At 63.2% G+C, this 1833-nt stretch carries 1 protein-coding gene and 1 pseudogene; both read left to right on the forward strand.

The features are described from left to right. Nucleotides 1-213: pseudogene (locus tag EN935_RS34090) on the forward strand (type III polyketide synthase); the annotation flags it as partial. Beyond that, the gene (locus tag EN935_RS34095) at nt 210-1418 is read left to right on the forward strand and encodes a sulfotransferase (protein ID WP_127265353.1); all 1209 of its coding nucleotides are present in this window, start codon (nt 210-212) and stop codon (nt 1416-1418) included. The pseudogene EN935_RS34090 and the gene EN935_RS34095, both read left to right, overlap by 4 nt. The last annotated feature ends 415 nt before the right edge of the window (nt 1419-1833 follow it).

Here is a 1833-nt window from a genome sequence, read left to right on the forward strand (position 1 = left end):
GTGCTCGACGCGGTCGGCTCCAGTTTGAGTGCCCGCTCGACCGCGCTCGCCGTATCGCGCGAAGTGCTCCGGCAATACGGCAATATGTCATCGGCGACCGTGATGTTCGTGATGGCTGAAATGCTGAAGGAGCCGTCGGGCTTGCTCGGCTGCGGCATGGCGTTTGGGCCGGGATTGACCACCGAGACCATGATGTTCCGGACTGCCTTATGAAGGCCCTGCACGAAAGCATCTCGCTCGCAGCCCGTCGGCTGGCGCCCTATTTGCCGTATCCGCACTTCATGTGCGTGGCACCTCTTGACGCCGTGCTGCGGATTCTATGGCGCGCGGAAGGCCACATTCCCCCCGCCTACTGGCCGCGCCTGGTGCTCCTGCTCCTGCTTTCGGGGATCAATACAGTCGCCTCCCTGCCGGAGCGCGTGATCCTTGCGGCATGGCTGCGGCTACGACCTCCCCAGATGGGGAGGGATAATGCCCCCGTGTTCGTCCTCGGCTACTTCCGATCCGGAACGACGTTTTTGCAGAACCTGCTGGCAGCCGACCCAGACCTGAGATCGCCGAGTTGGCCGCAGGTCCTGGCCCCTCAGGCATTCGTCCCTGGATGGTTTCTCCTGCGCTACCTTTTCGTGCCGTTGCTGCCGTTGACGCGCCTTAGCGCAGTCGTGCCAGTGGGCGCCAAGCTGCCGGGGGAGGACGACTTCGCGTTGAACAATCTGGGAGGGATGTCCGTCCTCGCGGGACGCGCCATACTTCCCCGCCGGCAAGCCTTCTTTAATCGATTTCACGATCTCGACGCGCTTTCGAAGGGGGAGTTAAGCCGCTGGCGCTCGCATCAGTTCGGTTTCGTTCAGAAGCTTACTCTCGTTGCAGGCGGACGGCGACTTCTGCTCAAGTCGCCGAGCCATACGGCGCGCGTCCGCTACCTCCAGGAACTGTTTCCGGGCGCCAAGTTTGTCCACATCTCCCGTTCGCCGGAAGTCGTGTTCCGGTCCAACCTGCTTCTGGCGCGCGAATTGCAACGTGCGTTCGCCCTGCAGCCGCCACTGCCCGAGGATGAGCAGGAGGAGATCATCACCTGCGAATATCTCGCGACAGAGATGCACTATCTAGCCGATAGAGCTCAGATCTCAGCCGCCGACCTCGCGGAAGTGCGGCTGCAGGATCTCACCGCCGACCCCGCGGGTGAGATGAAGCGGATCTACCGTGAACTGGGCCTGCCATTTTCCCGCGGCTGCGAGGAGCGGGTACTGCAGGTCGCCGCGACGTTCGGCAAACAGGTGCGTAGCCGCCATCCCGACCTGACGGAAAGGCAGAAAGCGCGGGTCGCTCGCCTCGAACCGCTGGCTGCCGCTTTTGGGCATGCGCCTCTACAGGCTCCCGAGACGCTCGATGTTGACAGCCAACAGCGCATTGGATGACATAGGATCATGACAGCAGGCCCATGGTCGTACGCAAGCTGGGCAGCTTTGGCCCGGCTGTTGCTTGTCCCGGTGCTACTCGCGATCTGCGCCCCATCGCTTTCGGCAGCTGCCGATGAGCAGAGTGACGCGGTCAAGTTGGTTGAGACTGTGCGCCAGGCGGCGATAGTGCTTGGGCACGGTGGACCTGCAGAGTCGCAGCTCCGCTCGATCTCCGCGGCGTTCGACGGTAGGGGGATCGCGCAAGCCGTGCTCGGGACGTATTGGCGCCGGGCGAGTGCAGACGACCGCGCCTCGGTGGTCGATGCGCTTCTGTATGCTATTGCACACAGGCTGGCCGAAAGGCTGGAGCGGACGCAGGACAAGACTTTCACCGTGCTCGGCACAAAGGCTCTGGCTAACGGCGACATCCTGG

This window comes from Mesorhizobium sp. M7D.F.Ca.US.004.03.1.1 (assembly GCF_003998635.1).
GTDB classification, from domain to species: domain Bacteria; phylum Pseudomonadota; class Alphaproteobacteria; order Rhizobiales; family Rhizobiaceae; genus Mesorhizobium; species Mesorhizobium loti.

Excerpts from the sequence above, each read along its gene's own strand:
- EN935_RS34095 (WP_127265353.1), top strand. The coding sequence starts at position 210 with ATGAAGGCCCTGCACGAAAGCATCTCGCTCGCAGCCCGTCGGCTGGCG.